At 37.8% G+C, this 25099-nt stretch carries 30 protein-coding genes and 3 pseudogenes; 10 read left to right on the forward strand and 23 right to left on the reverse strand.

Annotated elements, in window-relative coordinates; genetic code table 11:
* Window positions 1–25: 25 nt before the first annotated feature.
* The 7 genes and pseudogenes from LG273_RS15420 to LG273_RS15450 form a co-directional block, all read right to left on the reverse strand.
* The gene (locus LG273_RS15420; protein WP_066189340.1) at window positions 26–259 is read right to left on the reverse strand and encodes a heavy-metal-associated domain-containing protein; all 234 of its coding nucleotides are present in this window, start codon (window positions 257–259) and stop codon (window positions 26–28) included.
* Between the two features lie 193 nt (window positions 260–452).
* On the reverse strand, window positions 453–2306 hold the full coding sequence (locus LG273_RS15425; protein WP_066189335.1) for a heavy metal translocating P-type ATPase: 1854 nt from the start codon (window positions 2304–2306) through the stop codon (window positions 453–455).
* A gap of 333 nt (window positions 2307–2639) precedes the next feature.
* Window positions 2640–3901 (reverse strand): annotated as a pseudogene (ltrA, locus tag LG273_RS15430) (group II intron reverse transcriptase/maturase).
* Window positions 3902–4697: 796 nt separating this feature from the next.
* Window positions 4698–5315: a CadD family cadmium resistance transporter gene (locus LG273_RS15435; protein WP_058307673.1), complete on the reverse strand. Its 618-nt coding sequence runs from the start codon at window positions 5313–5315 to the stop codon at window positions 4698–4700.
* Window positions 5316–5453: 138 nt separating this feature from the next.
* Complete coding sequence (locus LG273_RS15440) at window positions 5454–7865, reverse strand: heavy metal translocating P-type ATPase (RefSeq protein ID WP_404455162.1); 2412 nt, start codon at window positions 7863–7865, stop codon at window positions 5454–5456.
* Window positions 7858–8226, reverse strand: coding sequence for a Cd(II)/Pb(II)/Zn(II)-sensing metalloregulatory transcriptional repressor CadC (cadC, locus tag LG273_RS15445; protein WP_404455165.1), 369 nt, complete (start codon window positions 8224–8226; stop codon window positions 7858–7860). Before cadC ends, LG273_RS15440 begins: the two co-directional genes overlap by 8 nt.
* 347 nt (window positions 8227–8573) lie before the next feature.
* Window positions 8574–9233 (reverse strand): DNA alkylation repair protein, encoded by a 660-nt coding sequence (locus tag LG273_RS15450; protein ID WP_404455169.1) that lies wholly within the window; start codon window positions 9231–9233, stop codon window positions 8574–8576.
* Window positions 9234–9596: 363 nt separating this feature from the next.
* On the opposite strand from LG273_RS15450, the gene LG273_RS15455 reads away from it, so the two are divergent.
* From LG273_RS15455 to LG273_RS15480, 6 genes and pseudogenes are all read left to right on the forward strand, one after another.
* The gene (locus tag LG273_RS15455) at window positions 9597–10019 is read left to right on the forward strand and encodes a DUF1801 domain-containing protein (RefSeq protein ID WP_404455172.1); all 423 of its coding nucleotides are present in this window, start codon (window positions 9597–9599) and stop codon (window positions 10017–10019) included.
* Window positions 10020–10387: 368 nt separating this feature from the next.
* Window positions 10388–10687 carry a hypothetical protein gene (locus LG273_RS15460; protein ID WP_404455175.1) on the forward strand — a complete coding sequence of 100 codons (300 nt, stop codon included), beginning with the start codon at window positions 10388–10390 and terminating at the stop codon, window positions 10685–10687.
* Between the two features lie 164 nt (window positions 10688–10851).
* Window positions 10852–11055, forward strand: a complete 204-nt coding sequence (locus LG273_RS15465; protein WP_404455178.1) for a hypothetical protein — start codon at window positions 10852–10854, stop codon at window positions 11053–11055.
* A 50-nt stretch (window positions 11056–11105) separates the two neighbouring features.
* Entirely contained in the window at window positions 11106–11405 is a 300-nt protein-coding gene (locus tag LG273_RS15470; protein ID WP_404455181.1) for a DNA-binding protein, read from the forward strand.
* Window positions 11406–11492: 87 nt separating this feature from the next.
* Window positions 11493–11721, forward strand: a pseudogene (locus LG273_RS15475) (DUF3923 family protein).
* Between the two features lie 241 nt (window positions 11722–11962).
* Window positions 11963–12343, forward strand: coding sequence for a GNAT family N-acetyltransferase (locus tag LG273_RS15480; protein ID WP_404455184.1), 381 nt, complete (start codon window positions 11963–11965; stop codon window positions 12341–12343).
* Window positions 12344–12488: 145 nt separating this feature from the next.
* Here LG273_RS15480 and LG273_RS15485 read toward each other — a convergent pair whose 3' ends face one another.
* The 11 genes and pseudogenes from LG273_RS15485 to LG273_RS15535 form a co-directional block, all read right to left on the reverse strand.
* Window positions 12489–12764 (reverse strand): hypothetical protein, encoded by a 276-nt coding sequence (locus LG273_RS15485; RefSeq protein WP_404455186.1) that lies wholly within the window; start codon window positions 12762–12764, stop codon window positions 12489–12491.
* 220 nt (window positions 12765–12984) lie between these two features.
* Window positions 12985–13239 (reverse strand): annotated as a pseudogene (locus LG273_RS15490) (NUDIX hydrolase); the annotation flags it as partial.
* A 150-nt stretch (window positions 13240–13389) separates the two neighbouring features.
* Window positions 13390–13764, reverse strand: a complete 375-nt coding sequence (locus tag LG273_RS15495; protein WP_404455189.1) for a VOC family protein — start codon at window positions 13762–13764, stop codon at window positions 13390–13392.
* 69 nt (window positions 13765–13833) lie between these two features.
* Complete coding sequence (locus LG273_RS15500; RefSeq protein ID WP_404455192.1) at window positions 13834–14499, reverse strand: hypothetical protein; 666 nt, start codon at window positions 14497–14499, stop codon at window positions 13834–13836.
* Window positions 14500–14577: 78 nt separating this feature from the next.
* Entirely contained in the window at window positions 14578–15591 is a 1014-nt protein-coding gene (locus LG273_RS15505) for a lysozyme inhibitor LprI family protein (protein WP_404455195.1), read from the reverse strand.
* A 171-nt stretch (window positions 15592–15762) separates the two neighbouring features.
* Window positions 15763–16134 (reverse strand): hypothetical protein, encoded by a 372-nt coding sequence (locus LG273_RS15510; RefSeq protein ID WP_404455198.1) that lies wholly within the window; start codon window positions 16132–16134, stop codon window positions 15763–15765.
* Window positions 16127–16759, reverse strand: a complete 633-nt coding sequence (locus LG273_RS15515) for a hypothetical protein (protein ID WP_404455201.1) — start codon at window positions 16757–16759, stop codon at window positions 16127–16129. The genes LG273_RS15510 and LG273_RS15515 overlap by 8 nt, the downstream gene beginning before the upstream one ends.
* Window positions 16760–17034: 275 nt before the next feature.
* Entirely contained in the window at window positions 17035–17580 is a 546-nt protein-coding gene (locus LG273_RS15520) for a hypothetical protein (protein ID WP_404455204.1), read from the reverse strand.
* A gap of 28 nt (window positions 17581–17608) precedes the next feature.
* On the reverse strand, window positions 17609–17992 hold the full coding sequence (locus LG273_RS15525; RefSeq protein WP_404455207.1) for a VOC family protein: 384 nt from the start codon (window positions 17990–17992) through the stop codon (window positions 17609–17611).
* A gap of 40 nt (window positions 17993–18032) precedes the next feature.
* Complete coding sequence (locus LG273_RS15530; RefSeq protein ID WP_404455210.1) at window positions 18033–18311, reverse strand: ArsR/SmtB family transcription factor; 279 nt, start codon at window positions 18309–18311, stop codon at window positions 18033–18035.
* A 113-nt stretch (window positions 18312–18424) separates the two neighbouring features.
* A complete protein-coding gene (locus tag LG273_RS15535) occupies window positions 18425–18943 on the reverse strand; it encodes a YkvA family protein (RefSeq protein WP_404455213.1) in 519 nt (172 codons plus the stop codon).
* A gap of 279 nt (window positions 18944–19222) precedes the next feature.
* Between LG273_RS15535 and LG273_RS15540 the strand changes: the two genes are divergently transcribed.
* From LG273_RS15540 to LG273_RS15550, 3 genes are all read left to right on the forward strand, one after another.
* Window positions 19223–19396, forward strand: a complete 174-nt coding sequence (locus LG273_RS15540) for a hypothetical protein (protein ID WP_379560257.1) — start codon at window positions 19223–19225, stop codon at window positions 19394–19396.
* Between the two features lie 40 nt (window positions 19397–19436).
* A complete protein-coding gene (locus tag LG273_RS15545) occupies window positions 19437–19601 on the forward strand; it encodes a hypothetical protein (protein WP_379560256.1) in 165 nt (54 codons plus the stop codon).
* Between the two features lie 131 nt (window positions 19602–19732).
* Window positions 19733–20095, forward strand: coding sequence for a hypothetical protein (locus tag LG273_RS15550; RefSeq protein WP_404455217.1), 363 nt, complete (start codon window positions 19733–19735; stop codon window positions 20093–20095).
* A 106-nt stretch (window positions 20096–20201) separates the two neighbouring features.
* Here the strand turns inward: LG273_RS15550 and LG273_RS15555 are convergent, their stop codons facing one another.
* The 4 genes from LG273_RS15555 to bla form a co-directional block, all read right to left on the reverse strand.
* Window positions 20202–20681, reverse strand: coding sequence for a GNAT family N-acetyltransferase (locus tag LG273_RS15555; protein ID WP_404455220.1), 480 nt, complete (start codon window positions 20679–20681; stop codon window positions 20202–20204).
* A 44-nt stretch (window positions 20682–20725) separates the two neighbouring features.
* Complete coding sequence (locus LG273_RS15560; RefSeq protein ID WP_404455223.1) at window positions 20726–21040, reverse strand: putative quinol monooxygenase; 315 nt, start codon at window positions 21038–21040, stop codon at window positions 20726–20728.
* Between the two features lie 82 nt (window positions 21041–21122).
* Entirely contained in the window at window positions 21123–21692 is a 570-nt protein-coding gene (locus LG273_RS15565; RefSeq protein WP_404455226.1) for a dihydrofolate reductase family protein, read from the reverse strand.
* A 90-nt stretch (window positions 21693–21782) separates the two neighbouring features.
* Window positions 21783–22679, reverse strand: coding sequence for a class A beta-lactamase (gene bla / locus LG273_RS15570; protein ID WP_404459569.1), 897 nt, complete (start codon window positions 22677–22679; stop codon window positions 21783–21785).
* Between the two features lie 247 nt (window positions 22680–22926).
* Between bla and LG273_RS15575 the strand changes: the two genes are divergently transcribed.
* Window positions 22927–23748, forward strand: a complete 822-nt coding sequence (locus LG273_RS15575; protein WP_404455228.1) for a hypothetical protein — start codon at window positions 22927–22929, stop codon at window positions 23746–23748.
* 172 nt (window positions 23749–23920) lie between these two features.
* Here the strand turns inward: LG273_RS15575 and LG273_RS15580 are convergent, their stop codons facing one another.
* Window positions 23921–24982, reverse strand: a complete 1062-nt coding sequence (locus LG273_RS15580; protein WP_404455231.1) for a tartrate dehydrogenase — start codon at window positions 24980–24982, stop codon at window positions 23921–23923.
* Between the last annotated feature and the right edge of the window lie 117 nt (window positions 24983–25099).

Raw genomic sequence — 25099 nt, forward strand, 5'->3', positions numbered from 1 at the left:
ATAATTTTTGTTATGTGTGTTTGTCTTAGGCAGATTTTACTTTTGATTTAACAACGGGATATCCTAAGTCTTCAATTGCCTTTTTGATATCGTTAACGGTGATCGTTTCTGAATCAAAATCTACTTTTACTTTACTGGCATTGAATAATACTTTTAAGCTATCTTGATTAACCCCATTTAATCCTTTCACCGCATTTTCAATCTTTTGCATACAAGATGGACAAGATAATGTTTCTAATTGAATAACTGCTTTTTGCATGAATTATTTCTCCTTTCATCTTATCTTTGACTTTTTTGTTTTCCCTCTTCTTCTTTACAATTTAAGTATAGCTGAGGTTCAACGAAATGAAATTGACGCAAATCAAGTTTTAAGAAAAAAGTAGGGGAGTATTTTGTTCTTCCTACCTGAATACTTCCCCTTTATCATTCGTCAAGACCGCTTTCTATTAAATTTATCCTCTCAAACGGTATCGAAGCAATCTCATACCATTCAAGATGACTACTAAGATACTTGCTTCGTGAACCAACATCCCGATTGACATATTCATCCATTCACTAAATAGTAGGCTAGCAAGTAAGACTAATACCACACCAACTGCTATGGTGATGTTCTGTTTCATGTTTCTTGAAGTTAATTTTGTTAAGCCTAATGCGTGTGGTAAACGACTAAAGTCAGAATTCATTAAAACGACATCCGATGTTTCAATTGCAACATCTGTTCCACTTCCCATTGCGATTCCGATATCTGCTAAGGCTAATGAAGGACTATCATTCACTCCGTCACCGACAAAGGCAATGAGTTGGCCTTTTGCTTGCATTTTTTCAATATATGCGGATTTTCCTTCTGGAAGCATATGACCGTGTGCTTCTGTTAATCCAAGTTCTCGAGCAACTAAATCTACGGTTCCTTGGTTGTCCCCTGAAAGAACGACTAGGTTTTTGACTCCAAGTTTTTTTAGGTTTTGAAGATCTTTTTTAACACCTGGACGGATTTGATCCCGAATACCCATCAGAACTTTTAATTCTCCGTCAACCGCAGTTAACACAAGAGAATTCCCATTTTTCTCAAAGCGTTCGACGTCTTTTTTAGCTTTTTCGCTTAATTTCACATTTTCTTTTTCCATTAAAGCTACGTTACCAACGGCTATACGATGAACACCTATTTTTGCTACAATTCCGCCACCTTTAACGACTTCGGTTTCTTCAACAGTATAGAAAGTTGTCTCGCCAATATCCTGTAAGACAGCTTTTGCTAGTGGGTGGTCCGATTCGCGCTCCACACTTGCTAAGTATCCTAGAATTTCTTCAGTGTTGTTGCCGTAAAATTCTTTTTCGGCAACTTCAGGGTTTCCTACTGTCAATGTTCCCGTTTTATCAAAAACGATAGTATCTACTCTGCTAAAGTCATTGATAACTTCACTACCTTTTAGGAGGACACCATTACGTGCACCGTTTCCGATACCGGCAACGTTGGATACAGGAACCCCGATAACTAATGCACCTGGACATCCTAAAACAAGAATCGTGATAGCTAGTTCAATATCTTTTGAGAATAGCCAAACAATAAAACCAAGGACTAAAACAGCTGGTGTATAATATTTAGAGAATCGATCAATAAACCGCTCTGCTTCTGATTTGGAATCCTGTGCTTCTTCCACTAATTCGATAATTCTACCAAATGTTGTATCTTCCCCTACACGGTCAGATCGAATTTGAATCGTTCCATTTTCTAAGATTGTTCCCGCAAATACTTCAGAATCGACCCTTTTGCTTACTGGAACAGACTCTCCGGTAATACTTGCTTCATTGATGTGACCTTCACCTGTTAACACGGTTCCATCTACGGGGACTTTTGCACCCGTTTTGACTAATAAAATGTCACCTTCATCTACATCATCGACATCAACTTCTTCAAATTCTCCATTTTCCATTTGCTTTAAAGCACTTTCTGGTGCCAGCTCTGTTAATTCTTTAATGGCAGAACGTGTTTTGTTCAAGGTACGTTGCTCCAAGTAAGAACCAAATAAGAATAAGAAAGTAACGATGGCTGATTCCTCATAATTTTGAATCAATACTGCCCCAATTACTGCAATGGTAACTAAAACATCAATACTGACAACTTTTACTTTTAATGCCTGAAAGGCTTGAATCGCAATTGGTGCTACACCAAGAATAGATGCAATGATGAGCGACCAATTGAAAATGGCCATGTTGTCTAAGGAAAATCGTCCGAAGAATGCAAGTGCAATCAAAATTGCACTGATCAGTGTAATGGAATTCTTTTTACTTAATATATATCTTTGCATGTTGATTCCCTCCAATTTCATTTTCATTTGTATTCCTTGTTGATGACTCTAGTATAGGATGTTTCTATGAAATAAAAATTGATTAGGATCAAGTTCTATTGTAAAAGTGAAAAATTATAAAAGAACAGCAAAACAAATCCAACTGTTTTACTGAATAACTGAATAACTCTTATATATTATCGAACATACAATCAAAAAAAATCATTATATTGTACATTCTTTATTCAGCAGGCTTTAGAAAAGCATTATAAACTGCAAATCGAGTAGGAGGGGGTGACTAACCCCCGACCTCTCACACCACCGTACGTACGGTTCCGTATACGGCGGTTTCATTTAGGTCCAACGCATGGTCTGATATCGCTTGGATAGACTCTTCAACCCTTGCTCTAACCAATATTGGTTGCCAAGGGCTCTAGACAAGATGGGGCTCTTGGCTATACGCCAATACGCCTTCCTTGAATTTGCCCATTCCCACGCTTTTCCTTTCTTAATTCCAAGTTTCATGAGATTCTTGTATTTTGTTTTGACTTTCTTCCATTCCTTCCAGCGTATCATTCGAAGTCTTCTTCTTATCCAGCCATCTAGAGCTTCAAATATGGTAGGTGTTTCTGCTAGCTGATAATAACCAAGCCAGCCTACTAAATATCGATTTAGCTTTTCGATTCTATCCCTCATATTCATAGATCTCTTTCTGGAGGTTAGTTCTCTGACACGGTGTTTAAACCGTTTGATACTCTCTTTAGAGACCCGAATCTTTGGGTTCACCTTATGGAAAGTGAAAGAAAATCCAAGGAATTTACGTTTCCATGGGCGGTCTACTGCACTTTTCTGTTCATTTACTTTTAACTTTAGTTTTCCTTCGATAAATTCAGTAATACTTTTCATCACTCGTAAACCAGCTCTCCTGGAACGGACATAGATATTACAGTCATCCGCATAACGGACGAAGCGAAGTCCTCTTTTCTCTAATTCCTTGTCTAGTTCATCTAAATAATATTAGAAAGTAGTGGACTTAATGGTCCACCTTGAGGTGCTCCTTCCATGTTCGGCTGTACAATCCCACCGTCCATAATACCAGCTTGGAGATATCTGCGAATCAGTTTAAGCACTCTCGCGTCTTTGACTCGTTGGCTCAACGTTCGCATTAATCTGTCGTGATGTACTTTATCAAAGAATTTCTCTAAATCCATATCGATAACCCACCGATAGCCATCTTTGATATAGCTTCTTGCTTCTCTTACTGCGTCGTGGCCTCGTCTATTTGGACGAAAACCATAACTGTGCTCTGAGAAGGTTGGGTCATAAATGGTTGTAAGAACCTGTGCGATTGCTTGTTGGATGAATCGGTCTAACACGGTAGGAATTCCTAGCTTCCTCATTCCGCCGTTTGGTTTCGGGATTTCGACACGACGAACGGGTTGAGGATAGTAGGTACCTTCTTCGAGTTGTCCTCGAATGGAAGTCCAGTGTTCCATGATATGCGCTCGTAGGTTTTGTACAGGCATCTCATCCACACCATGACTTCCTTTATTTCGCTCAACACGTTTAAGTGCGAGTATTAGGTTTTCCCGTGATAGAATTCTTTCCAACATGATATCTTACTCCTACGTGAATTGTTCCTTCTTCTTGTGTGGCAATAACTTTCAGCCCTTCTAATGTCCCCCGCGGGATTCACCGTTTCCTCCACTAGGAAGGTTTACATGTTTCTGCTTCATCAAGTTTTGCGTACGCAAAGCGACAATTCTTCTTAAATGATTCAGCCCTTCCTAGATATCCTAGAAATATCTAGTACTACGGCTTCGGCTGACTTCTGATAGTTCAGCGAACACTTACATGTTCGGTTACGGCGTGTGCACCGCATTTCTATCAGACCTCCCAGGGTAAGCACACATTCTTCCTCTCCATGTCCCCACTTCATTTACTTTGTATACCCTTTGGCAGTAAGGGTTTTAGTTTGTAATGCAACCTCACCCAAGTATACCTAGCCTGATGAAGTTCGTGTTCCTAAGGGCGGAGATTTGCCGCCGACTTCCTTCAGATTCTGGGTCGCCCCAGACACCCTTGTCTTAAGCTAACCACTACTACTGCCTTCGTGGCTCGGGACTTCAACCCTAAAGAATGTGTGCATGCCTGGCACACACTAAAACGCTCAGAAAATATTCTGAGCGTTTTTATCTTAATATTTAATTTTTCTTCTTCAACTAAACTGCCACTTACCTCAATGTCGCTTCTTTCGCTAATGCACCAGATAGTTTAAGTGAAATCCTTCACAATATTTTTTACACCTTAATATGACTCCAATCCTTTAAATGTGTTGCTCCAGAATCTGATTGATTTGAAAAGACGCCTTCTTATAAAGAAAAGCGCCCGATTGCGGTTGGATTTGTCACTTCAAAGAAGAAATGAAATCAAAGCATTGAATGTGCCATTTTCAAACATTATATATATCCCTAACCCTACAAATACAATTGGTACAATCCAACGTTCATATTTCTCAATTTTTTCCGATACAAAATCTAAGGAAGCTAAGCGATAGCTGACATAACATAAAACCCCAACCATAATTAAAAAGACAATAATAGCAACAAAAATTTCGATCATATTTAACGTCGTGAAGTACGGTATATAAATGGAAAAGTCATCCGCACTGGAAGCCAATACAATGAAAGTAACCGTCAAAAATAATTGATTAAATTTACCTGAGGAGAATAAGGATAAAATGCTACTTTCATCTTCATCCTCTTCCCCTTTAATCCATATTTTTACACCTAAGTAAAGTGGTAAAAGTCCAAGTAGTCCTATAATCCATTGCTGAGGAATTAAATTTGCAACCCCAAGAGCAACTAAAAGACTTACTCCTATAATAATTGCAGTCCCTATATATTGTCCTATCCAAACATGTTTCACTTGATCTTTTTTTATTTGCGAAAACAAAAGAATTAATATAACGAGATAATCAATTCCTGTTGCTACATAAACCGCAGCAGCTGTAAGCGCCGTTACAATCATTTTTTCCATCTCCAATGTTTTGGGATAATAAGGACCTTTCTTCAAATTGAAAAGCCCTTAAATTGAAACACTTATATAGATATACTAAAATATTAGTTGGTAGGCGTGATTTTATTATTCTGTTTTTACCCCTTAAACCTATTCATCTTCATCCACGCGCATAAGCCTTAGCCCATTTAACGCTACTAAAAGAGTTGCACCCATATCCGAGAGAATGGCAATCCAAAGTGTTAACCAGCCCGGAATCACTAGCAGTAAGGCAATAAATTTAATAGCAATGGCAAAAGTAATATTAGCTTTGATGATGTTTAGAGTTTTTCGGCTAAGTTTGACAGTGAATGGAAGCTTCCTTAAATCGTCTCCCATTAAAGCAACGTCTGCCGTTTCTAATGCTGTATCTGTACCAGCCCCACCCATTGCAATTCCAACAGAAGATGCAGCAAGCGCGGGAGCATCATTGACACCATCACCAACCATGGCTACATTCCCATATTCCGATCTTAATTGTTTAATATAGTCCAACTTATCCTGTGGCATCAATTCTGATTGAATATCCGATACGCCTACGTGTGAACCGATTGCATCTGCAGTACCTTTATTATCACCGGTCAACATAATTGTCTTTTTAATACCCAACTGATTTAACTTTTGAATCACATCTTTGCTTGTTTCACGTACTTCATCAGCAACTGCAATAACGGCAAGTATATTTTGTTCAGTTCCAATAATCATGGCAGTTTTCCCTTGATTTTGAAGGTTTCTAACCTTATCTTCAAACTCTTGGCTAAAATCAGGAACAAATAATTCCTTGAAGAGTTTTGGACTTCCTATATAATAGGTTGTTCCATTTACAATTCCTTTTACACCTCTACCCGTAATGGAAGAGAAGTCATCCACTTGTACATCTGAATAGGAGATATTCTCTTGTTTTGCCTTCTTCAGAATGGCTGAAGCAAGAGGGTGTTGCGAACGATATTCAAGTGCTGTAATGATGGAAAGTAGCTCTTTTTCGTCTACCTGTTTATTTAATAAGTTAAAATCTGTTACAACTGGAACTCCTTTTGTAAGTGTTCCCGTTTTATCAAATGCAATGGCTTTTAAAGCTCCCATTTCTTCTAGATAAATACCGCCTTTGACAAGTACTCCTTTTTTTGCAGCATTTCCAATAGCTGAAACGATAGCGATTGGAGTGGATATAACTAATGCACAAGGACAACCAACAACAAGAACAGCTAAACCTTGATAAACCCACGTTTCCCAACTTCCGCCAAAAAAGAGAGGAGGGACCACAGCAACTAGCGCAGCAATAACCATAATAATAGGCGTGTAATATTTCGCAAATTTATCGACAAAGGCTTGAGCTGGGGCCCGTTCCCCTTGTGCTTCTTCTACTAGATGGATAACCTTAGAAATTGTAGTATCTTCTACCTGTTTGGTTATTTTAACCTCGAGTAAACCTTCTTCATTTAAAGTACCAGCAAATATATCATCATCGAGTGTTTTGGCAACTGGGACAGATTCACCTGTGATAGCAGCCTGATTGACGGCAGAGTTACCATTTACCACCACACCATCCATTGCAATCTTTTGACCCGGTTTGACAATCATGATGTCACCAACAACGATATCATTCACATGAATCATTATTTCTTGTCCATTACGCCTAACGAGTGCTTCTTTTGGTGCAATGTCCATTAATGAACTTATCGACTGTCTTGCTCTATCCATAGAGAATCGTTCCAGTGCCTCGCTGATTGCAAAGAGAATAACAACAACAGCAACTTCAGCCCACTCACCTATAATAGCGCCACCAATAACAGCAACTGTCATAAGGGTTTTCATGTCAAATTCAAAGCGTAATAAATTTTGTAAGCCGACTTTAAAAAGGGATAAACCTCCAATAACCATGGAAGCTAAAAACAATAAAGTAGTCACAATGTTTTCTTCACCGTTGACAAACAAGGATAGGTAACCGAAAACAAGAAATAATGCCGAAGTAAGTAAAGTACCATGCTTTTTATAAAAAGGTACTTTCTCTTCTTTTTTCCCTTCTTGAATCCCTTCTGAAGCCTGTTTTCTTCGTTCATCAGGAGCTACCTTGAGGTTTTCAAAAGCGCCGGCCTTTTCTAATTCTTCGATTGAAGTTTCACCATAAACGGATATTTTTGATGCTCCAAAGTTTACCTTTGCATCTTGAACTCCTGGAAGCTCTTTAACATTTCTTTCAAATTTCCCCGCACAATTTGCACATGAAAATCCTTGAACTTGATATACATTTTTTTCTTGATTCATCTCTTGTGGTACTTGACGTCTAGGTTTTTCAGGAGCCACTTTTAAATTTTCAAAAGCACCAGCTTTTTCTAATGCTTCAATGGAGGGTTCGCCGTAAATGGATATTTTTGATGCTCCAAAATTCACTTTTGCATCTTGAACGCCTGGAATCTTTTTAACATTTTTCTCAAACTTACCTGCACAATTTGCACATGAAAATCCTTGGACCCGATAGACGTTCATTTCTTCTTCCATTAGTTTTACCTTTTGTTCAGACATTGACCTTCACTTCTTTCTTATGCGCTAAGGCGATCATCATTATCTGCCTGATATGTTCATCATCTAACGAATAGAAAGCGAGTTTTCCTTCTTTTCTAAAGTTGACAACCCCTTGCTTATAAAGCGTTCGTAAATGATGAGAAGCATTTGCTACCGTAACACCTAATATATTTGCTATATCACAAACACATAACTCTTCATCCTGACACAGAGCGTAGGTGATTTTTGCTCTATTTTCATCAGCAATAGCCTTTAACATTTGGCTTACACCAGAAATATCAACTGTTTGTAAATCCCCTTGTATTCGATTAACCTTTTCTTCGTCATAACAAAAAATTTCACAAGTTTCTTTCTTATTCATATTATCACTCCATCTTATTCAAGTATTTGCTTGAATATATTATAACCATTTTCAATTTATCATTCAAGTAAATATTTGATTAAAATAAAAAGAAAAAGAAGAACCTGGGATCGTACCCCGATTCTTCTTCGTTATTCTAGATGAATACGTAAAAACTTTCTTCAACGAATGGCCCGATTGTTGCACACAAGTTAAACACCACTCTTCAACAAAACTGCCCCGTTACTTTAAGTACATTCTTTCACAAAATCATTTAAAATTAATACTTTTGTGTACAGTAATCGTCTAATCAGAAAATCGACCACCTAGTGATCGTCTTCTAGTTGTTTATAAGAGATAACTAAATATTACGCTCGTTTGTTAACCTCAATCCTAATGAACTCCGGCAAATAATTAGGAGTACATCCTTTCGATACTTTTTCATCTTTGAAAAGACCCGTTTTCTCACCAATTTTAATACAACGTGCACGATTTTTTTCATCATAAACGCCTATCCAGCCTGCGGTGAAATTCATAGCCCATTGGACTTCCGGCTCTTCCTGCGTAATATTCGCTTCTAATGCGGATAGCAAGTCTGCGTTATCAGTAGGTGTTTTTCCAGTCCATCTCAATCGAGCTTGATAATACCAGAAAGCTCGTCTTTGCAGGGCAGAAGGACTATTTTCCCACGTATTCATCAATGCAATATTTTTCTTGTTTTTGGTGAGTTGATTAGCCATTAACCAATCCATTAAGTTATTTCGCTCATCATATGTATGTGTCTGCATATCTTTATCAAGCTTATCCAGCACATCTTCTGAAAGGAGTTTTTTGTCCAAAATTAAGATGGCTAACAGCCTGGGCAAAAATTCTTCGGATGACCAAAGTTCCATAGCTAGTTCGTGATCTTTTTTGATGTCCTTCGCGATTTTTCGTAATTCACCTAGCTTTGTTTGGGTATTGATCTGAGATAGAATGTTTTCTGCTATTGAAGAGCGCTTTATTACTGTATCTTTTTTCACTTCCATTTTTTACAACTTCTTTTTTAAATATTGGTTCATCATATGTCCGTGTCTCGATATAAAACCCATGGTGTGCCACCAAAGTTTTCCCTCTTTTAATATTGTAGCATATCGTATTAAAGCTTTCTTCACGTACTAGAAGAGCACCCTCCTTAATATAAAGCGAAACTTCAATCAGTGGAGGTTTTCGTTCTTCCCCCACTGATTGTTAGTTGAACGAATCGGGGTGTTAGCGTCCGTTTACTCCACTCGAAACTACTGTTTCACTTAAAAAGCAAGAATAGTTAAGATATTTATTATAATATTTGGTAAACTAATACTAAAAGGTATGACCTTGTACTAAAACTTAAAAAATAGGAGAGAGCATATATGAATGAACCGAAGATGAAAGAAAACGACAATAGTGTAATTGAGTTTATTGAGAGTGTGGACCATGAGAAGAAGAAGGCAGATGCCTATCAGTTACTAGAAATTTTTGAAGAGGTAACAGGTTACGATGCAAAAATGTGGGGTCCTAGTATTATAGGGTTTGGTAGCTATCACTATAAGTATGCTTCAGGACGTGAGGGAGATGCGCCATTAGTGGGTTTTTCTCCGCGAAAGGCGAGAATTAGTCTTTATTTGTCTTATGAAAGTGAGGAAAGGGAGAATTTATTACAAAGCTTTGGTAAACACAAGAAGAGTAAGGCTTGTATTTATGTTAATAAATTAGCTGATATCGATACCAATGTATTAAAGGATCTAATTAAACTTACAGTAAGAACATATCAGAATCTTTATCCGGAAGATTAAAAGTTGAGGCTTTGTACTAAATTCATACCCTTTTGTAACTGTAATCTCTTATTCTCAAGTCTAGCATCACTTTCTTTAGGATAAAAAGAAGGAGACATTTCTCGCTGTCCTTGTAGATACACTCGGTTTCATTATTTGGCTAGTAGTGTCTCTACTAGTATGGTTATATCAAATTAAAAAGAACAGTGGATTAAACACCAGACAAAACCAAAGAATCATTCGATTATTAGAGGAGATTACAAGAAAGTAATGATGGCTTCAAATGGATGTGATCATAATAGACCAGCTACATTCTGTAGTTTAGCAGCAATAGTGCTCAAAAATAGATCATTTAAACAGGATAATTATTTACGTTAGGAGGGTGATATATGAGAAAGAAGTTAAGAAATTTAGGATATGTTTTATTCATGTCTGGGACTGTTTTATTCGGAATAATGCATCTCGCAATCTCTTTATATATACCTAGTTTACAAAGTTGGGGTGACCCGCCCGGCCTGTTGGCTTCTGTTTTATCTGAAATCGCTGGATGGGTTCCGTATACGTTAAGCATTGCGTTTATGATTATAGGTGCATTTTTAATTGCTATTGATTTAAGTAATAACTCTGGTTTGTGGCAAAACCAGTCAGAGCTTGATACAGCCCCAAAAAAGAAAGCTAAAATTGATTAAATAATTCGAGATAAATTTAGTCACATGCTAAAAGCAGACCAAATTGTTGGAAAGTGAAACGTACACAGAGGGCAATCCGTAGTAATAAATGACAATAAAACTTTTATGGAAAGGTCTTTGGTTAAATGATTAAAAAATTGTCCCTGGCGCAAATAGTTCTAATCTTGCTCTCATTTGTTGTATCGATAGGTATTGTAGTTGGTCTTATTCAAGTAGCTGGTTACTTGATAAACGATCTTTTACATCTAACAGGTTGGATGAAGACATTCAGCCAATTTAATGCTGTTATCCTTTCATTGTATCCTGTTAAGTTTACCTTTTGGAGTGTTGTTAATAAAATAACCAGTGATGTAAGAACTAATGTGTAACTGCCAGTGAATTTAAAAAGAATATGTTATAAATCTTGGAGGTATTCAACATGGAATTTGACTATTTTTGGATTGCATTAGGGATTGCTGCAGCAGGTTATTTTATAGGAAATGGGCTCAAAAACTTTAATAACCCGGATGCTACAGATGGTCTCAGTGAATTCTTTAGCGATGACGATGAACATGAATTGATAAAGGAAAATGAGGTCCATTACTTTATGGGGATCTCTAAAGAAGATGCGAAGAGCTTGATTCAAGAATATCCAGACATACCACATATCACTGTAAATAATAAAATCTATTATCCGAAAGCTAAGCTTCGCCAATGGTTATCTGATTTAGGAGCATAGACTGTCAGAGGATCGGCGCATTTGCAATATAAGCGAATGTGCCTTATTACGATTGGGGCAAGTTATAGGGAACAATGGGGGGATTATGTGAAGAAGAGATGGGTTTCCTGGTGGATCGCAAATGTTATTTGGATTGCTCTTTTTGCAATTGGTACATTTGTTGTCTGGACAAGAGAGGTTGACGGTGCAGGTGTAACGCAAACACCCGAACTAAAAACTCGTGGCATTTATAGTATTATTAATTGCGTCTATAATTCCATTAGCTATTCAACTTGTATGGATGATGATTAATTTGAAAAGTGGTAGGGCAAGTTAAGCAATAGGGTGCGTTAGTTTGTTACATAGTGGTGTTTTAGTATCGGTTCAGTTATCAAAAATTTTGTAGTGGGAAATTCGTAATGACATGCAGAGGGCCTTAGGAGATGAGATAAAAATTGATCGAATTGCGAAAAATAACCTTGGATAACATAGAATAAGTAATAGCACTTGAGGTTGGAGAAACTCAGAAAGACTTTATAGCAAATTCTAACCTCAGATACATTGCAGACGCTTATGTGTTGGACGAAGACGGGGAACCAGCTATTCCCTACGCCATTTATGCTGATGGTGTCGTGGTGGGGTTTTTGATGTATTCTTACGATATAATGGATCATGAATCATTCGAACATGAAGTTTTTTACAAGAAGATGAGCTATTTTATTTGGAATATTATGATTGACAAGCATTATCAGGGAAAACGGTATGGCAAGCTTGCCGTTGAAAAAATGTTGATGGATATTGAAACGATGCCTTATGGAGAGGCCGAATATGTAGCACTCTTTTATCACGAAAGTAATCATATAGCTAAAGCATTATACGCTTCATTTGGATTTTCAGAAACAGGAATTGTTCAGGATAATTCGGTGCTGGAGGTTAAAAGTCTAATTGGGGAGAAATAGAAGCCACTGTGGAATAAGCTATTCGGGCTTTTTAATAAATTGTTTTTATACGAGTAAAGAAGTTTCTTGTTTCTTAGTAATGGTCAATGTAATGGAGATGATAACTTTAAATGTTATCTCCATTTCCGTCAGCAATAAACCATCTTCAATAATTAGTTTTCTCACTATCGCCTAACACCAACCCACTTTTTTCAATGATATTAGGTTCCTTACGACTAGTATGAAGAACATATAATTCCCGTCTAGGATTTTCTCGATGAAGCTCTTGATATGTTTTCATAGCATCTGGAGAATTTGAAAACTTCTTTAAGGGAGCAATCTCATCTAAAATACGCTCATTTTTCTTATTTGTATGTGCTCGAACAGCTTCTATTAATACCCATTGTCTTGGAAAAGCTTGGCATATCTCTTCCCACTTCATCCCGAGTCACCTCCAGAAATATTTACTTATATTGTATCATGGCTAAATAAAGTGTAATAGCAGCGAATACAGCAATCCAATACGTTATTAAGTATAAACATCCATTGTCTTATCTTCTTTTACTTGCATTACAATATAGTTATAATATTAATTTAATAGTGCACTGATAATTATAAATTGGGGAGTTTTCATTAGTCGGTCATAGCTTTCAGGTGGCTCTGGCCTCAAATGTTATAAATAAAGCGTGATTTCCCTTTTCCTCAAATATTGCTTCATTAACAGCTACAACTTCTCCAGGCTCAATCGTTAAATTTGTTTCTTCCTTCACCTCTCGAATAACTGCTTGTTCCAGCGTTTCACCTCGTTCTACTGCACCACCTGGAAGGGACCAGCGCCCACCCCTGTAATGAACCATAAGGATTTTTCTCTTATTCGTATCATAAATCAATGCATATACTACATCTACTCTAATCATTTCTTCTACCTCCAAACTTTTTTACTGTGTTCTTTTATATTTTCTCTCTAATACTAATTAAACAAAAAAAGGGCATAAACCTTTTATTGGTTAACGCCCTGAAAAGCTTTGTTATTTAACTATCAATCTACTAAGACACCTAACCACATCTTACCAGTGTACTTGAAGTTTATTTCCATTAGGATCATAAAAGTGGAAATAAGCATGTCCGTTATCTTCTATAATATCCTCAACCTTAACCCCATTATCAAGAAGGTGTTGATGGAAACCACTTAAATCTGGGCTCGTAAAACCAATGCTAAATGCTGGCTCATTATCAATCGTAAAATGTACAAATGTTTCATCTTCAGTAGGAACTAGAATAAGTAAAAAAGGTCCTTCATTTATTTTTATAATCGCAAATGGATCCTCCGTTATGGATAACAGCTGAAGCCCTAATACATCTCTATACCAGTGTGCAGACTGATCTAGATCTCTAACAGGGATTCGAATATAATGTACTTGTTCTATAAATGATTTGCTCATCATTATCTCTCCTATATTTATGGATAAAAACTACCTCATAACAAGGTGGTCTTTTTAAAATTGATATCACTATAAATTCCGAGCTCTCTTCGCTGCTTCATTCGCTTCTCGTTGTTTTGCGTTTGCTCTATTAAGTCTGTCGTCAAAATGATGCGTATTGACATTATATTGAGCTTGTTTTCCTGCATGTTTATAGGCGTAATCCGCGTCTTTTTGCAATTGCCTTGCTTTCCAATCTGCTTCCTTTTTTAATTCCCTTCTACTGTCTGTACTATTTGAACCTCTGCCAGAAAGTCCCCTACTAGAATAACCGCCTCCACTAGAGGAAGTACGGGCACCATCCTCTGAAAAGAAAGCAGCAATCACAAATAAGCAATAAATTATAACCGCTCCTATGTAGGATACAGCTTTCCATAGCAATTTGATAGATTTAAACAGGAATACGATAACCTTATATGTAGTCAATTCTGGGAAAAACCTGTCTCTTGCTTTGACCAACACAAATACAATCATTAAACTTAGTAATGCTGCGGGTATCACAAGGACTAGCCCTGTAGCACCGAATGAATAGTTGTATGTATAAATGGTTTCATTATTAGCATTCAGCAGTTTGGTTAACTCTTTATCAGCAATATTGTTAAAAAGGCTAGCAAAAATCCAAGTATAAACTATGAAGTGTATTGTCCTGACTCTTCCAAATTTCTGCCATAGTCGTGATCCAGATATAATATTCATATTTCCCCTCCTATTTGCTTTACTAGAACTTTCAGTTGAAATGTTTTTTCATAGCAGGATATTTCCAAGTTTATTGGTTTACACATCTAGATAATTCTCAATTAAATAGTAGGTTCTTTCTCTCGTAGTATTAGTTAATCTATCTTTGGCATCAATTTCACCGCGAGCTTTTTCAAAATCTGCATTTTTTTCTTGAACCCATTTAATTTGATCTTGTTTTAACTGTTCAAATTGTTCCTCTGGCATTGTATCTGCTAAAACGCCCCATACTTCATTTAGTAATCCATCCCAATCCTCCAGGTAATCTCCATATACACCGACTGGAGCGGGACCATTATGTATTTGTTCAATCTCTTCATCTAGCATCTTTGCTTTTTGCACGTACTCCTCTTTCAAACTATTATCATCTCGGGAGTTCTTTTCCTGCTCCCTTTCATATTTCGCACTTTCTATCATATCGTCCATCGCGCGCAGGCTACTTATGTATTCCTCGGATGTGAAAGACTCGCCTAGTAATTTTAATCGCTCTTCTGCTTCTCCTAATCTTCCATTATCAATCAATTCGATTATATATTCGGATGCAGCAGTAAAATCCTTTAATTCATCATCTTCCACCGTCTCTGCTTCAGCTTGGGCAACTTCTTCTTGTTTTTCAGCATCTTCTGCAGCACGTTTCTCTTCTTCCGCTTCTTCTTGTGCTTTTTCATCTTTTGCCTGTTCTTCTTCCATGTTGTCCACCCTAACAAACTCTGCATTTTCGATTGGCTCACCCATCATTTTTTCAAGTTTTATGTTATCTTCACCCTCAAAATGACCTTCAAAGAAAGGGAATGGGACACCATCTTCTGGATTGATCAGTTCTATCAGGAAGCTATCACTTTGCGTCTCGGTCAGTATGTATTCAGCACTCACAGATTCAGATCTGTTTAATAACCTTTCTTCACCTATCTCAATATATTGCCCTGTCTCACCATCAGCAACTGCCTTCCAGCTTCCAATAACTTTTTCCTCTGTAGAAGCCCCACAAGCTGCCAAAAAAAGTACAGGGATAAGAACCATAAATAAGCTCATCCATTTTTTACCTAACATCATTTTCCATCTCCTCGTTCTCGTCTGATTTTCTAAGTTATGCTAGTTCTAATATACCGTTTTTTCGAAAAGTATTGTTTGATTTAGTTCTTTATTACTATGAAGGCGAGATAAAATTTTTTTCTACTTGTGAGAACCAACCAGAGAACTTTTTTATGACATCCCTTTTCTCTTTCATATCTCAAACTCTTTATCTTCAACACCTTTTGCGTATTCTTTGGCTTTTTTGCCAGTGTCGTCCTTTTCATTTAGAAATTCCAGATCCTCTTCATCAATTTCTAACTCTTCATCCACAAAAATAGACTCAGCATCTTCTTCAAAATCTATTTCCACATCCTCAAATTCTAGCTGTTCCTCAAGCTTTCCATCCAAATATGCCTGTTCTGCTTTGACTTGCTTATAATAAAAATCATCCTCTAGCTCTGCTAACGTTTTGTCTTCATTAATGGGAGTGAGCCAATATTCGTCATTTGAATCTTGAATACGTTCCTCTTCCTCCCTTCTTAATTCTTCCCTTGTTAAACCGTAATCGTTCTTTTTACTCATAGTCATGTCCTCTCCTTTTTCTGTTTGATGGAAGCTCTTGCTCTTTTTCCATTTCAAGAAATGGATCTCTATCCATTATCCCTTTTTCATACAATCGCTGATATTCCTCTATAATTAGCTTTTCTACAAGACTACTGTTTGTTTCATTTCTTTTTTGCAACATTAATTCCAGATACCAGTTGGCCTTTTCTGAGATATAGAGCTTTTTCTGTATCTTTTTGTTTTCTTCTTTCTTTAAAATCAATTCCGGAAAATACTTCGCAATCATCTTTTTTTCAGACTTGGAAACAGCATAAATCTCACTTGCAAATTGCAAAGCTTCCTCATAGGAAACGAGGTTTTTTATTTCTTCTACAACTTCCTGCTCCTCAAATTCCGGATCAATATCATCATCATTCACTACAACATGCGCAACAAATTCACTTTTTACATAGAAGAAAAATTTATTACTTTTCGTTATATACAATTGCTTCAGCTGTTTTACATATGCACCTTTTTCATGATCTGGCCCTTCAGACACTTTTCCACAAATTTTCTTTGCTGTCTCCGTATTATAAACAGCCCCTTGAATGACTTTTTTCATATTCACACCCTTTTGATTTAGTACTAACTCTTGTTTAAACATATACTTTACTTAGTACTAAGTCAATACTTTTTGTGAAAAGTTTCTGAAAACCACGCAACCTTTAATAATCCTTAAAAATAAAGGAAACGACTGTCGACTAACCGTAATTCGCTCCTTAACTATAATCACAAGAAAAAGCCCGCTCCCCAAAACAGGAAACAGGCTGTTCATTTATACACTCTCGTTAACTTATTATCCATTTCCAACATATCAATTAAAGCAATTGAGTTAGCGCAGAATAGCACAACATAAATTCACCAAGCTCTCTTACAACTCTAATTCTTCCATATCCCCCTATACTTCTTCACATACTTTTCATCCTCCACCATGCCAATCAAATCCAGCGCCGTCTCCTTAATAGTCTCATCATCATCATAATCATATAAATTCCGCATGTTTTGCAGGATGTCATTCCGAATTAACGTATAATTCTTTTCATCTGTTCGTTTAAAACGTTCAACCATAAACTCCATAACCATCTCTTTTTGGGGTTCCCCTGCGATTCCGACCTTCCATATGGGTTGGAGGGTGTGCCTTGCTGTCACGAACTTTTCATCTTTCGTTACTTCCCAGAGCATAGGGAAATCTTCCATCATTCTCATTTCTGTATCGCTTATAGCTAGGTTGGATAAATATTGTGCTGCACGAGAGCGTTGGTGATTATCTTTATGGGATAAATCTTCTAATAGTTGGTCCCACACCTCATACGCCCAATCAACTTTTTGGTCCGTTGCCTCTAAAATGGTTTGATAGGCTTCATAACGTTCTTCTTTATCACCTGATTTTGATTTTTCGAATGCTAATTCCATTTGACTATCCATGTCTCTCCCCCATTTTCCAAGTATGCTTTTACTGTTCTATAATCTGAATCAGATTCCCACACGTATCATCAAAAACAGCGATGGTGATCTCGCCCATCTTTGTCGGTTCCATCGTAAACCGCACACCTTTTTCAACTAAGCGGTTGTATTCTTTGTGAATATCATCCACTCCAAACATGGTTACAGGAATCCCTTCAGCAAACAATCGCTGTTGATAGTCCTTTGCAGCTGGATGTTCATTTGGCTCGAGTAAAAGCTCCGTGCCATCTTGTTCATCTTGAGATACAAGGGTGAGCCATCGATGTTCTCCTGCCGGCTCGTCATGCTTTTTGACAAATCCTAGCGTCTCGGAATAAAATGCTAATGCCTTCTCCTGGTCTTCTACAAAAATACTTATAACAATGATCTTCATAATTGTGTTCCTCCCTTAATTTGTTGGTTCCTCATGTGTGTTATTCTACCCAATCTTTCAACAGATCTTTAAGTGGTGCTTTGTTAAAAAGAAGTACTCGATATTTCCCCTTTCTTTTCGATTCAACGAGCGCAGCATCCTCTAGTACTGCAAGGTGTTTTGCTATCGCTTGTCGGGAGATGGAAAGGTCATGCTTCATAATTAGTCTGGCAGTCAGTTCATACAATGTTAATTCATTACGCTCGGCAAGCTCGTCTAAAATAAGCCTCCGTGTTGCGTCACTAAGTGCTTTAAATATCGCATCTTTGTCCCAATTCATATACCGAGTATACGCAACCTAATAGTTGCATGTCAACATTAAGCAACTAATCGGTTGCATAAGATCCTCACAAAAAAGCCCGCTTCCCAAAAACAGGAAACAGGCCCTTTATATCATGCTTTGCCTAATTTATCATCAACCTCAGAAGTATCCACATGCTCCCCAAACAAATCCTTCAATTTACCTCTCGCCTTCTGCTTCACTTCATCATCCACATAGATCGCTACTTGCATCAACGCAAAGATCACCACACTCAAGTCATCCGCATATCCTGCGCCTATTGCAAAGTCTGGAAGGACATCTAGTGGTAAAATAAAATAGCCTAACGCCCCCACGATCGTTGCTTTCACTTTTAATGGCACATCAGGCTTTTGCAATGTGTAATAAAGTAATAAAACAGCGTAAACAACTGAAGTTCCCGCTTTCTTAGAGAATTTTTGCACCTTTTTCCAAAACTTCTCCTCTGAATAGTGCTCTTCGTGTTCCTTTATATCTTCCGTATCAAGCTGCTCTGCTTCTTCTTTCAAATCATCAACCAGTTCTTCTTCTATTTCAATTTCGTTGGCTTCCTCTATAGTAGGTGAGGACAATTCGTCCAAATCTCTTTTCTTCTTAAATGGATTCTTAAACATGAAATCCCTCCAAGCGGATTAGTGTATTGAGTCCATTTTACACGATCACGGACCATCTATCATCATTTCACTTAACATAACGGCAAAGGTCCATTATAAGTGATAAAATTTTCTGTTAACAATGTCTTTCGAGAATAGAAAATGTTACCATTAACTATAGCAATCTACATACATAATACACCATTAGCTCATAAGAGCCACCCTTTCTTTTGGCACATAATGGTTAGGTTCAAAAGCATATTTCATTATAATGGAATTGTTTTTAAAGGAGGGAGTTTTGTGCGTTTAAGATGGTTTTTACTGGCTTTTTCAGCGGGGTACTTAATTGCCGTCTTGCTTGTACACTTTGTTTTTGGTTACTTTTCTTTAGGATTTGTTGCTGGCTCTGCAATTGGGGTTATTTTATTTGCACTCATCATAGCGCCATTAAAAAGTCAACGGCGCGATAATTAAATAAAAACTAATGTAAAAAGGTAGGAGAGGAGAGAAGAACTTGGAATTCTTAGCATTATTTGCGTTTTTGTTTAATATTGCCCTACCACTCGCAGTCATCCTCTTTCTGGTATGGGTTTACCAAATTAAAAAGAACAGTGAATTAACCACAAGACAAAACCAGAGAATCATGAAATTGTTAGAGGAACTGAACCGAAAGTCTTAATTGTTCATGTACAAATACCAGAATTAATCAGCCGAGATCCTTTTTTCTAATCAAATTTTAATCTTCTTCAAATGGGTATTTAACTTGAGGAGGTTAAAATATAGTTAATAAATCAAAGGAGAGGACACAACATGAAAACACTCGTACTTACAACAGCAAGTGCATTACTTCTGGCAAGCGTAGGTGTTGGCTATGCTATTAACACAGATCCAGACAAAACATTGGTTTCAGAAAATGACACTGCCATGACCCAAAAAGCCCAAATCGACACTGAAGACATTAACGATCTCCTTGAATACGACAAGCTCGATGAGGTAGCTGATGTTAGTAAATTTAATACTCAAGTTGTAGAGAACAACCCACACAAACGCATCATTCTATTAAAAGATGATAACGGTCAGCCACAGTTCAAAAGCATTTTTGTTAAGGACACAAACAGGCTGAAAATCATTAACCTTCATGAAGGACTTGTATATAGCAAAATCATAAAGTAAAAACTCTCTCCCCCTGAAAATATTAATGTTTGTTCGTTTTTGGGGGATTCAGTTCATTTAGCTTGTTAAGGTTACAGACACCGAGCCAGATGTATTGTAAATCAAATTACTCAAATCCCAACCTCTTACACATGTTAAAATTAACTAACGTAATCCCCTTAAGCTCTACAGTTTGGGGTTCAATTATCTGATACCCGCGCTGTTCAAAGAAGGCTTTGGCTGTGATACTTGCTTCTGTTTCAATCTCCTTGATTCCGATTAGTTTTGCCTCAGACTCAAGCCTATTCATTAACGCTGTTGCAATGCCTTGTCCCTGAAAATCTTTATGTGTGAAAAGTCTATCGAGATATCCTTTATGTGTCATGTCACCGAAACCAACTATTTCTCTTTGTATTTCCGCAATATATGCGATGTTGCGACCGAATGAATCATTCCACCTTTTTAGTTTAGCATCCATTTCCTCTTTTGGTGCCCAGGCATTAAGTTGTTCTGTTGTGTAATCTCGTGCGTTTACAGCATGTACTGTTTCGTAAAATAAAGAAACCATCTGATTGATATCAGAACTTTGAAAGGCTCTAATTTTCATATCTTGTAACTCCTTGCTACTTTCTTCCAAGGTCGAGATGAAACTCATGAAATTCCCTTTCCACCTATAGATGACGATGTATTAATTTTTTCTACTCCTGCAATAATTGGTTTGGCTTTTTGGATTAATATTTGAGATGCTTCCAATGATAGGGAAGCCCGATGAGCATTTTCGTCACTCCAAACCTCATAAACATAAACTGTGTCCTTATTGGCATCATCTAAACTAACGACATACAACGCACAATCCTCTAGTTCCTCCATCGATGTTGCTGCCTCTAACAACATTTCTGCCAAAGCATCCCTTTTCCCTTCAACCGCAGTAAACTTATTGTAAAAACCGAATTTATTCAATGCCATTCCTCCATTTTAAAAAGTGTATATAAGATAATTCCATTTAGCCATTATAAATCCTTCTTTTATTCCCTAAACGACCCATAATTTAATTTCTGTCTAATTGATAAATAAGTTGGACAACCCCCGATGAAAAAGTTCTTGTATCCATCAAATGTAAGTTCAATCGTTGTTTTATATCACTAAATAACGGTTTTCCTTCTCCTAGTACCACAGGGTGAATCGATAATCTGAACTCATCAACGAGCCCTAACTCGATAAAAGTTGTGATAAGGCTTGACCCACCATATAACCAAATGTCTTTACCTGGACAATTCTTTAATTTGTTTACTTCTTTGCTAATATTTTCATTAATAAATACCGTATTATTGTCAGACGTCCTTTCCTTCCTGGAAAACACATATTTTTGCTTGCTGTGAACCAATTCCCACATTTCTTTTTCATCATCAGGATCTTCAGCTCTTGGAATATATTCTCCCCATAAATCATAGCTTTTTCTCCCATACAAAATAGTATCAATTTGATTTAGGAAATCCGTAAACTCCATTTCGGGGTCCATGATGCACCAATCAATTTCACCGTTTTTGCCTTCAATAAATCCATCTAGCGTCACTGCTAAGTCTAAGATTACTTTTCTCGATCCCGCTTCATTGGACATAATATTTTCTCCTTTCGTATTTCAACAATCTAGCCATACTATTGAAAATGGTAACGCACTATAACCCAGTATTCCTTATTCTTTGCAAAATCACTCCAACACTCCAAACACAATCTCAGCCGCCTCCGCAATCAACGCATCATCATACTCCGCATCCTCTGCGTCATGGCGGGACATAATCGCAATGACAATTGGTTCTCTATCTGGTGGCCAAACGACTGCAATGTCATTCCTCGTTCCGTAACTTGCCGCTCCACTTTTATCACCGACTACCCAGCCTTCAGGTGCTCCGGCACGAATTAAGGCATCTCCTGTTGCATTTCCTTTCATCCAGTCTGTTAGCAATTCCCGCTTTTCGTGTGAAAGCTGTTCCCCGAGCGCGTATGCCTGCAGGCTCTCAGCCATGGCTTTAGGTGTACTTGTATCACGGGGATCCTCTGGCGTAAATGCATTCAACTCTGTTTCGTATCGATCAGCCTGGGTCACCTCATCGCCACTTCCCCTTAGAGCTTCTTCAAATTTATCCGGACCTCCAATTGCTTCAAACAAGAGGTTCCCCGCAGTGTTGTCACTAGTGCGGATGGCCGCCTCAGCAATTTCCAAAAGGGTCATGCCCGTATCCACATGTTTTTCGGTGACCGGCGAGTACGTTACCAGATCATCCTCCGTGTAGGTAATGACTTCCTTGAGCTCTTCCATGGTCTTCTGCTTTAAAACAATAGCCGCTGCCAATACTTTATAGGTTGATGCAAAGGCAAAACGCTCCTCAGCTTGATATGCGATTGTCTGATTTGATCCTATATCAAGCGCATAAACACCAAGCTGTACATCAAACTCATTCTCCAATTCAGCAAATCTCTTATCTAGCTTTTCTGCTTGTCCCGCCTTGTCCCCTTCATGCGAGTCATCCGTAGAACTGTCTGCCTCTGCACAAGCTGTGAGGATAACCAGCGTCAACACCATCATGAATAAGCGTAACTTCCGCATACTTAATTTCTGCAAGTCGAAAACCTCTTTCCTGTTGATAGAATTTGAAATAGATCCCTTCTCGAATCAAGAGCCGAATATTACCACCTACATTATGAATGATTGCACTTAAAAAGCAATATGTATATGGAACTAGAAGTGGTATACTTATTGTAAGAAATTGCTTAATTTGGTAACTGAAGTACTTTCAAAAATACTTTTATTCATAGTAAAAAGCGTTTCATAGAATACATATGGGAGTGGTAATTTGAAAAAAGGAAATGGATCTACTGTTCAATCCAAAAAGAAAATCATCAGCATAGTTATAATTTTATGTGGAGTGTTCGTTTTGCAAGGCTGCAATACCGGAAACGGAGATGCCAGTACCAGTAACATCGACATAGCAAACAACCTGGTAAGCGATTTGTTTGAGGGAGAAGAGATAGAAGATGCAGAGGGCTTTAATAAGATAAAAGATTCAACAGACCAAGAAAAAATTGACGAAGCCCGGGAAGCAGTGGAATCAGTAGATGAAATTGTGAGGGAAGACGGGGAAGAGAATGAAGACGATGAACTTATATATGAGCTTCATTCTGCTCTCTTTCATGCAAACTATCAATTACAAGAACGGAAAACAACAACAGAGTTACCTCGTAATACCGTTCCAGAAGAGGATGCACAAGACGACGAACAAATAGAAGAAGAATTGCCAGAATATCAGCCAGATGAAAATGACGTGGTTTGGAAAAATAATCAACTAAAAAATAAAAATACCCTGGAGGAATTTATAAAAGTCGCTGGGGAAAACGGCAAAGATAATACCAGTGAAATTAGAGTAGTAAAAGACGAGGGCCCACAAGGTGTGCTAATTTATGATTTAGAATCAAGGTATGATGAAAATGCGGATCAAAGTTGGATTCGGGTTACGCCAGATTTGAGCTACTATAATGCATTAGAAAATGAAACGCAAGATGTTTTTAATAATGCACCTCAGCAATGTGGCTACATGGCAAAAGATGAAGAACAAGGCTTTTACAAATTTTATGAATGTCGAACACATTGGGAATATCATTTTCTGCCACTAACGTAATGGAAACGGGTGCGAATCTAGCATTAGATCGCACCCGTTTTTATGTAGTAACTATTCTATCTTAGAAACATCTCTTTTGAAAGATAAAAAGCTACCACAGGAGCCCCCACTCCTCTCAATATATCCCAATTGAACTGCATATTTCCCATCTATAAACTATATGAAACCATCCCTACACACTCTCCCGCAACCGCCTAACAACCTCATCTGTCACTTCATCAGTACTAGACTTCCCACCAAGATCAGCAGTCAAAATGCCAGCTCTTGTCGTGCCTTCGATCACATCTAGCAATAATGTACCCAGCTCTTCTTCTTCAAAATGATCCAGCATCATTTTTGCCGTCCATATTTGGCCAAGTGGGTTGGCGATTCCCTTGCCAACGATATCAGGTGCTGATCCGTGGACTGGCTCAAACATGGAAGGATATTTTCCATTTACATTAATGTTTGCTGCTGGTGCTACACCAACACTTCCCATGATCCCGGCACCAATATCTGTGAGAATATCACCAAATAGATTACTAGCTACTATGACATCGAATCGCTCTGGACGGGTAACGAAAAAGGCAGCTAGTGCATCGATGTGCTGTGAGTCAGTCGTTATATCTGGGTACTCTTTTGCCACATGCTTAAAAACTTCATCCCAGAACGGCATGGCGTAAAAAATACCATTTGATTTTGTCGCGCTCGTCACGTGCTTATTTCGCTTGGAAGCGAGATTGAAAGCGTAATGCATCGCGCGCTCTGTTCCTCTTCTGGAAAAAATAGCGTTTTGAATGGCGATCTCATCTTCTCCGCGATACATTCTCCCGCCAACCTCACTATACTCCCCTTCACTATTTTCCCGCACGACTATTAAATCAAAGTCTTTCGGATTTGCTAGAGGAGACGTCACACCAGGAAGAAGCTTTGCTGGCCTGAGGTTAATTACCTGTTCAAATTCCCGGCGAAGCTTAATTAGGAGACCCCATAAGGAAATATGGTCTGGAACTAGTTTTGGGTTTCCAACCGCTCCTAAAAATAACGCATCGAAATTCTGTAATCGCTCCATCCCTTCATCCGGAATCATAACCCCATGCTGTAAATAGTACTCACAGCTATAAGGGAAGTCGGTAAATTCAAAAGATAGCCCTCCATGAACCTCTGCTATCGCCTCTAATACCTTCGTTGCTGCTGGTACAACTTCCTTGCCTATCCCATCTCCTGATATCGTTGCTATCTCCAATTTTCTCATGTGTGCATACGTCCTCCTTATGTAAGCCGCTCTAATAGTCGGTAGTCGAATCTAATAAGTTGTACTATACGATATTTTCAGACATTTATCAATAGATTATTCAATACTAAATATCCG

This window comes from Oceanobacillus kapialis (assembly GCF_044790185.1).
Lineage (GTDB): Bacteria > Bacillota > Bacilli > Bacillales > Amphibacillaceae > Oceanobacillus_B > Oceanobacillus_B kapialis.